The sequence below is a fragment of the Enterobacter sp. 50793107 genome (assembly GCF_001463365.1).
Classification (GTDB): domain Bacteria; phylum Pseudomonadota; class Gammaproteobacteria; order Enterobacterales; family Enterobacteriaceae; genus Enterobacter; species Enterobacter cloacae.
In genome coordinates, this window is sequence record NZ_LNII01000037.1 from 1 (window position 1) to 7,046 (window position 7,046).

At 53.8% G+C, this 7,046-nt stretch carries 3 protein-coding genes and 5 pseudogenes; 2 read left to right on the plus strand and 6 right to left on the minus strand.

Annotated elements, in window-relative coordinates:
- Nucleotides 1-142: 142 nt before the first annotated feature.
- The 4 genes and pseudogenes from APU11_RS05180 to APU11_RS27635 form a co-directional block, all read right to left on the minus strand.
- Nucleotides 143-781: pseudogene (locus APU11_RS05180) on the minus strand (DUF3362 domain-containing protein); the annotation flags it as partial.
- 118 nt (nt 782-899) lie between these two features.
- Nucleotides 900-1,176: pseudogene (locus APU11_RS26515) on the minus strand (IS3 family transposase); the annotation flags it as partial.
- A gap of 16 nt (nt 1,177-1,192) precedes the next feature.
- On the minus strand, nt 1,193-2,269 hold the full coding sequence (locus APU11_RS05185) for an IS110 family transposase (protein WP_000227969.1): 1,077 nt from the start codon (nt 2,267-2,269) through the stop codon (nt 1,193-1,195).
- Between the two features lie 281 nt (nt 2,270-2,550).
- Nucleotides 2,551-3,410, minus strand: a pseudogene (locus tag APU11_RS27635) (IS3-like element ISEc52 family transposase); the annotation flags it as partial.
- A 398-nt stretch (nt 3,411-3,808) separates the two neighbouring features.
- On the opposite strand from APU11_RS27635, the gene tnpB reads away from it, so the two are divergent.
- Nucleotides 3,809-4,159 (plus strand): IS66 family insertion sequence element accessory protein TnpB, encoded by a 351-nt coding sequence (gene tnpB / locus APU11_RS05205; protein ID WP_016151369.1) that lies wholly within the window; start codon nt 3,809-3,811, stop codon nt 4,157-4,159.
- Nucleotides 4,160-4,189: 30 nt separating this feature from the next.
- Nucleotides 4,190-5,782, plus strand: a pseudogene (locus APU11_RS05210) (IS66 family transposase).
- Between the two features lie 199 nt (nt 5,783-5,981).
- Here APU11_RS05210 and APU11_RS05215 read toward each other — a convergent pair.
- Together APU11_RS05215 and APU11_RS05220 are read right to left on the minus strand one after the other, a co-directional pair.
- A pseudogene (locus APU11_RS05215) lies at nt 5,982-6,266 on the minus strand (copper-binding protein); the annotation flags it as partial.
- 56 nt (nt 6,267-6,322) lie between these two features.
- Nucleotides 6,323-7,046: IS5 family transposase (locus APU11_RS05220; RefSeq protein WP_060578350.1), on the minus strand; the 724-nt coding region annotated here is incomplete at its 5' end.

The following is a 7,046-nucleotide window of genomic DNA, read 5'->3' on the forward strand; positions in this document are numbered from 1 at the left end:
GTGTTTTGTTTTTTAGGAGGCGGCGGCCACAGGGTCCTACACTCTGTTATTCGTGGGCAGCGTCAGATGTGTGTAAGGGACAGTACCCGGCCTACGATCTGAGTTGTAGGCCCGGTAAGCGAAGCGCCACCGGGCAATGAGACTAGCCGCTCTTACGTTTCACATTCTTTTTCGTTCCCGCGCTACCGTTCGAACGCTGATGCACAATCGGCGTATGCTTGGTCAGCGCCGGGCGCGTATGGCGGTTCTGACGACGCGCTTCGCGCATCTCATCCAGCGTTGGTGCCGGCACCAGACAGTCGCGACGCGAGCCAATCAGATGCTTTTTCCCCATCTCTTCCAGCGCCTGGCGGATCAGCGGCCAGTTAGCCGGATCGTGGTAGCGCAGCAGCGCTTTGTGCAGACGACGCTGTTTATCCCCTTTCGGCACCACCACGTCTTCACTCTTATAACCAATTTTACTCAGCGGGTTTTTGCCGGTGTAGTACATGGTTGTGGAGTTGGCGAGCGGTGACGGATAGAAGTTCTGCACCTGATCCAGACGGAAGCGACGCTGTTTCAGCCACAGCGCCAGGTTCACCATGTCTTCATCGCGCGTACCCGGGTGGGCGGAGATGAAGTACGGGATCAGGTACTGCTCTTTCCCTGCCTGCTTTGAGTAGGTATCGAACAGCTGTTTAAAGCGATCGTAGCTGCCCATCCCCGGCTTCATCATTTTCGACAGCGGGCCTTCTTCGGTGTGCTCCGGCGCAATCTTCAGATAGCCACCGACGTGGTGCGACGTGAATAGCCACGGATAATCTAGACACTTCCGAGCCGTTGATGGACTGACCCCGCCCCGGTAGACGATCCTGCCCTATAGTTTGGACTGACCCCACGCCTGTAGACAAATCCTGTCCTCACGACGAGGCCTGTTCGAAGGCCTCCGGACTGACGCCGCCGAGGTGGCTGTGGCGCCGGGACCGGTTATAGAAGACTTCAATGTAATCGAAGATCCGCCCGGGCCAGATCCCTGGTTTTATATATGCGTTTTCTGATCCGTTCTTTTTTCAGCGAACTGAAGAACGATTCGGCCACCGCATTATCCCAGCAGTTGCCACGCCGGCTCATGCTCGGCGCCAGGTTATTGGCCCGGTAGAAGCGCTGCCAGTCGTCACTGCCGTACTGGCTGCCCTGGACGCCCTTCTAAGAGTCAAGCTGTTATCGGGATACTGTTGATCCGCCTGTTTTGATTGCGCAGTAACGTGTAAACTTCGCGGGAGATATATCGCTTTAGACAGCGTATCGCTTCCATTTTTGTATGTCCTTCGGCTACACGCCTGGCGACATATTCCTTTGTTTTTGCGTCAGTTCGTAAGCGTCCGATGGCGATGATGTGAAGTGCACTATTTGCAGCACGATCTCCACCACGATTAAGTCGGTAACGGTTCGTTTTTCCAGAAGAAACGGGGACCGGGCTGACACCACACAGTGCCGCAAATCCTGATTCTGATCTTAACCGTTGAGGATTGTCTCCGGCAGTGATCAGCAACTGTGAAGCGCTTTCGTATCCGATAGCATTACGTTTAATCAGCTCAGGTGCCAACTCGTCGACAATTGCCGCAATCATGACATCCAGATCAGCGATTTCGTCATGTAACTCGAGATAGCGTCGGGCAAGGGACTTTAATGAAATGCGATAAACGTTGGTTACATTGCGGTATTCACTGGCATCAGGTCTCCAGGAACCCAGGGTCCTGATGAGCTGCATGCGCGTCATATTTCTGAGCTGTTCACGTAATTCATCCGGGGCAGAGATAATATTTGAATGGATAATCTGGAGAGCGACTCTGCGGGCTGATATTGCTGTTTTTCGGCAAGTTTTTAATACCCGCAGGGACTCAATCATGCCATCACGCGTTTTGGGAGTAACTGTCCTGATGCCTGAGAATGCTGCATGAGCGGCACATTCAGCATCAATTGTGTCACTTTTACCCCGTTTGCGTCGCTCCATCCGGTCTGGAGCAGTCACCTCAAGAACTTCTAACCCGGCGTTCTGAAAATAACGAAGCAAACCGGAACCATAGGTACCTGTGCACTCAACACCAATTCGCTTTAATGTCCCAAACGAGGTCATCCATGCCAGCATCTGCCGGTAACCTTGTCGTGTTGTGGAGAAATACTGAGTCCCAAGGACTTTATTGTTCTGATCTACGACAGCGGCAACGTGCAAATCTTTATGTGTATCCACGCCACCCACAACGGCAGCTTCGGTAACTTTATCAACCATGACAGAGCTCCTGTGAGGAAACAGAGTTGAATCTCCAGACAGATAACCTGGACAGGACAGTAACGAGACAAGCCGTCAGGCCCTTCTTGAGTCACGCGCATCGGTGAGGAGATGCCTCGCATGAAGGCGCTTCCGGCAACCGACGGGTCCAGGGCAGGACACAAAAGGTCGATCGCTGTGTGAGTCAGGATGCGGGAAGGTCTTCACTGCATCAGTAATCACACCAATCTGGTTAAACGGCAAACTAAGTGGTGGTAAAGACTGACATCGGCATTATTACTATCGCTGTGGAACATCACCCCGACGGGCTTACCACGGGTTTCCCATGCCATTTCCAGTGCTTTCATGGTGAGCCTGCTGTCCGGCGAGAACGACATGGCCCAGCCCACTGGTTTTCTTGCGAACAGGTCGAGAACAACGGCGAGGTACGCCCAGCGCTTACCCGTCCAGATATAGGTCACATCACCGCACCACACCTGATTTGGTTCCGTTACGGCGAACTGTCGCTCAAGATGATTCGGGATAGCAACGTGCTCATGACCGCCACGCTTATACCGGTGAGTCGGCTGCTGGCAACTGACCAGCCCCAGCTCTTTCATGAGTCTGCCAGCAAGCCAGCGCCCCATCTGGTAACCTCTCTGGGTTGCCATTGTGGCGATGCTTCTTGCTCCGGCAGAGCCGTGGCTGATGCCATGCAGTTCAAGTACCTGACTGCGTAATACAGCCCGTCTGCCGTCTGGCTTTTCAGGACGGTTTTTCCAGTATTTGTAGCTGCTGCGATGAACCCCGAACACATGGCAGAGAGTGGCCACAGGATAACGCGCCCTGAGTTTCCCGATTATCGAGAACTGTTCAGGGAGTCTGACATCAAGAGCGCGGTAGCCTTTTTTAATATTTCATTTTCCATTTCAATACGTTGTAGCTTTTTCCTGAGCTCACGGATTTCAATTTGTTCCGGGGTAATGGGGGAGGCTTTTGGTGTTTTGCCCTGCCGTTCATCACGTAATTGTTTCACCCATCGCGTCATTGTGGAAAGGCCGACATCCATAGCGCTGGCTGCATCTGCCACGGTGTAGTTCTGGTCAACGACCAGTTGAGCGGATTCGCGTTTAAACTCTGCGCTGAAATTTCTTTTTTTCATTATGACACCTGTGTTGTTCTGAGGTGAGCATATCACCTCTGTTCAGGTGGCCAAATTCAGTAAACCACTTCATATCAGCCTGGAGCCTGTGTTGCCCGGTTGGCGCGGGATAATGGAATTAATGACAATCTGCTGTTTACCTGGCGCCAGCGTTACAGACATCTTCTGCCCGATGAAATACAACGGTCAATCAGAGAGCAAGACTCTGTTATCCCCGTTGTCCTGCCTGATATGGTCCTGTCACACCATGCTGAGCCGCACTATGAACCCGCCGCTCCAGCCTGCCGCGAGGCCATGACATGCGAGGTGACTGTCGGCGGTGCCAGCCTGCGTCTGTCCGGGGATTTATCACCTGCACTTCTGAAAACGCTGATCCGCGAGCTGAGCGGGAGGAGCCGATGATACCCTTACCGTCAGGCACTCGTATCTGGCTGGTTGCCGGGGTCACCGATATGCGTAAGTCCTTCAATGGTCTGGGCGAACTGGTCCAGCATGTTCTTGATGACAATCCGTTCTCCGGCCACCTGTTTATCTTCCGTGGTCGTAAAGGTGACACCGTGAGGATCCTCTGGGCTGATGCTGACGGTCTGTGTCTGTTTACCAAACGTCTGGAAGAGGGACAGTTCGTCTGGCCTGCTGTACGCGACGGCAAAATCGCCATCACCCGCTCACAACTCGCCATGCTCCTCGATAAGCTGGACTGGCGGAAACCTAAAACTGCACGCCTTAACTCACTGACGATGTTGTAAAAAGCGCATGACCGCATTATAAATGGGGTCATGAGTCAGGACTATCTCGCCCGTATCGCTGCGCTGGAAGACGCGCTTCGCCAGAAAGACAGCCAGCTCAGTCTCGTTGCTGAGACTGAGTCGTTCCTGCGTTCAGCGCTGGCCCGCGCAGAAGAGAAAATAGAGAACGAAGAGCGTGAAATAGAACATCTGCGGGCTCAGATAGAAAAACTGCGCCGAATGCTGTTCGGTACCCGTTCAGAAAAGCTACGCCGGCAGGTCGAAGAAGCCGAAGCCCTGCTGAAACAGCAGGAGCAGCAAAGCGATCGTTACAACGGCCGGGACAATGATCAGCAGGTTCCGCGTCAGTTGCGCCAGTCCCGTCATCGTCGCCCGTTACCGGAACATCTTCCCCGCGAAATAAACAGACTGGAGCCAGCTGAAACCAGCTGTCCTGGTTGCGGTAGTGATATGGCCTATCTCAGCGAAGTCAGCGCGGAGCAACTGGAGCTGGTCTCCAGCGCCCTGAAAGTGATCCGCACGGTCAGGGTGAAAAAGGCCTGTACCCGATGCGACTGCGTCGTTGAAGCGCCAGCGCCCTCACGTCCTATCGACCGGGGCATCGCCGGGCCGGGTCTGCTGGCCCGCGTGTTAACGGCCAAATACTGTGAACACCTGCCGCTGTATCGCCAGTGCGAAATCTTTGCCCGTCAGGGTGTGGATCTGAGTCGTGCGCTGCTCTCCAACTGGGTGGATGCGTGCTGCCGGTTAATGGCCCCGCTGGATGAAGCCCTCTACCACTACGTGATGGACTGCCGCAAACTGCATACGGATGACACTCCGGTGCCCGTGCTGGCGCCGGGCAGAAAGAAGACGAAAACCGGGCGTATCTGGACATATGTCCGTGATAACAGAAGCGCGGGTTCATCAGATCCGCCAGCGGCATGGTTCGCCTTCTCACCGGACCGACAGGGGAAACACCCTCAGCAACATCTTCGGCACTATCATGGCGTGCTGCAGGCAGATGCCTTCGCAGGGTACGACAGGTTGTTCAGCGCAGAGCGTGAAGGTGGCCCGTTGACAGAAGCGGCATGCTGGGCTCATGCGCGGCGCAAAATCCATGACGTCTATATCAGCACCCGGACGGCCACAGCAGAGGAGGCTCTGAAGCGCATCAGTGAGTTATACGCGATAGAAGAGGAAATACGCGGCCTTCCGGCATCTCAGCGGCTGGCCGCCAGACGGTCCCGAAGTTAACCGTTGCTGATATCCCTGCATGACTGGTTGGTGGAGAAAAGTGCCACTCTGTCGAAAAAATCCCGGTTAGGCGAGGCGTTCGCTTATGCACTGAACCAGTGGGATGCCCTGTGTTACTACTGCGATGATGGTCTGGCAGAGCCGGATAATAACGCTGCTGAGCGCGCGCTACGAGCGGTCTGTCTGGGCAAGAAAAACTACATCTTCTTCGGCAGTGATCATGGTGGTGAACGTGGTGCCCTGCTGTATGGTCTGATCGGAACGTGCAGGCTGAACGGTATCGATCCAGAGGGTTACCTTCGCCATATCCTGAGCGTATTGCCGGAGTGGCCCATCAACAAAGTGGCCGAACTGCTGCCATGGAACGTAGATCTCACCAATAAATAGCCGTCAATACGGCGCTCACTTAACGCTTACGTTCACCTGAGGTGTTTTTGTAGTTATCTGGCGTTACGTGACAGTGTTGGTCAGATACTTCCACCTCTTCAGAGTTAAAGTTTGATATATGGGAAAAAAACGCTCCCGGACGGGAGCGTAAGCCAGTGACTTCGGCGTCAAATGAGGGTCTGACAAGTGGAGCTGCGGGTTAATTCTGGGTGATCTGGCTGCGATGCTTTTCAGCCTGCTGCTGATGAATAACGGAAGATAGACCATTATTCGCCTTCTCATGCACAACAGCGGCTTTCTCATGCTCGTTCATTTCGGAAAATGGCTTAGCAGTTTCTTGGGTGTTCTCAGGTTTGGATTTCATCATTTTTTTATGCATTTCAGCCATGTCCTGATGGGCAGCAGAATTGCCGTTTTGCATCATTTCATGGGACATTGCGGCCTGATCGTGACCGCTCATATCCATCATTTTCATGCTCTCCCCGGCTTTGTTGAATAAATCAGATTTCGGGTAAGTCTCCCCCGTAGCGGGTTGTGTTTTCAGGCAATACGCACGCTTTCAGGCATACCTGCTTTCGTCATTTTGTTCAGCGCTCGTACCAGGGCCATAGCCTCTGCAACCTGACCATCGTAGTCACGCAGTGTCAGTGAACCTCCGAACAGCTGTTTTACCCGGTACATCGCCGTTTCCGCTATCGAGCGACGGTTATAATCTGTTGTCCATTTCCACCGCGCATTACTCCCGGTCAGCCGCTGATTCGCAACAGCACGGTTACGGTCTGCATATTCACCGGGCCAGTAACCCGCGCCTTTTCGGGGCGGGATAAGCGCGCTGATTTTCTTACGCCGCAGTTCATCGTGACAGAGCCGGGTGTCGTAAGCGCCGTCTGCCGATGCTGCCCTGATTTTTCTGTGAGTCTGCCGGATAAGACCCGGGAAGGCTTCTGAGTCCGTCACATTGTTCAGCGACAGGTCTGCACAGATGATTTCATGTGTGTTGCTGTCAACTGCCAGATGCAACTTTCGCCAGATACGGCGGCGTTCCTGGCCATGTTTTTTGACTTTCCATTCGCCTTCACCAAAGACCTTCAGCCCGGTGGAATCAATCACCAGATGCGCGATTTCACCCCGGGTGGGCGTTTTGAAACTGACATTAACCGACTTTGCGCGCTTGCTGACACTGGTGTAATCCGGGCAGCGCAACGGAACATTCATCAGTGTAAAAATGGAATCAATAAAACCCTGTGCAGCCCGCAGGGTCAAC

Excerpts from the sequence above, each read along its gene's own strand:
- APU11_RS05185 (WP_000227969.1), bottom strand. The coding sequence starts at position 2,269 with ATGGTTGATAAAGTTACCGAAGCTGCCGTTGTGGGTGGCGTGGATACA.
- tnpB (WP_016151369.1), top strand. The coding sequence starts at position 3,809 with ATGATACCCTTACCGTCAGGCACTCGTATCTGGCTGGTTGCCGGGGTC.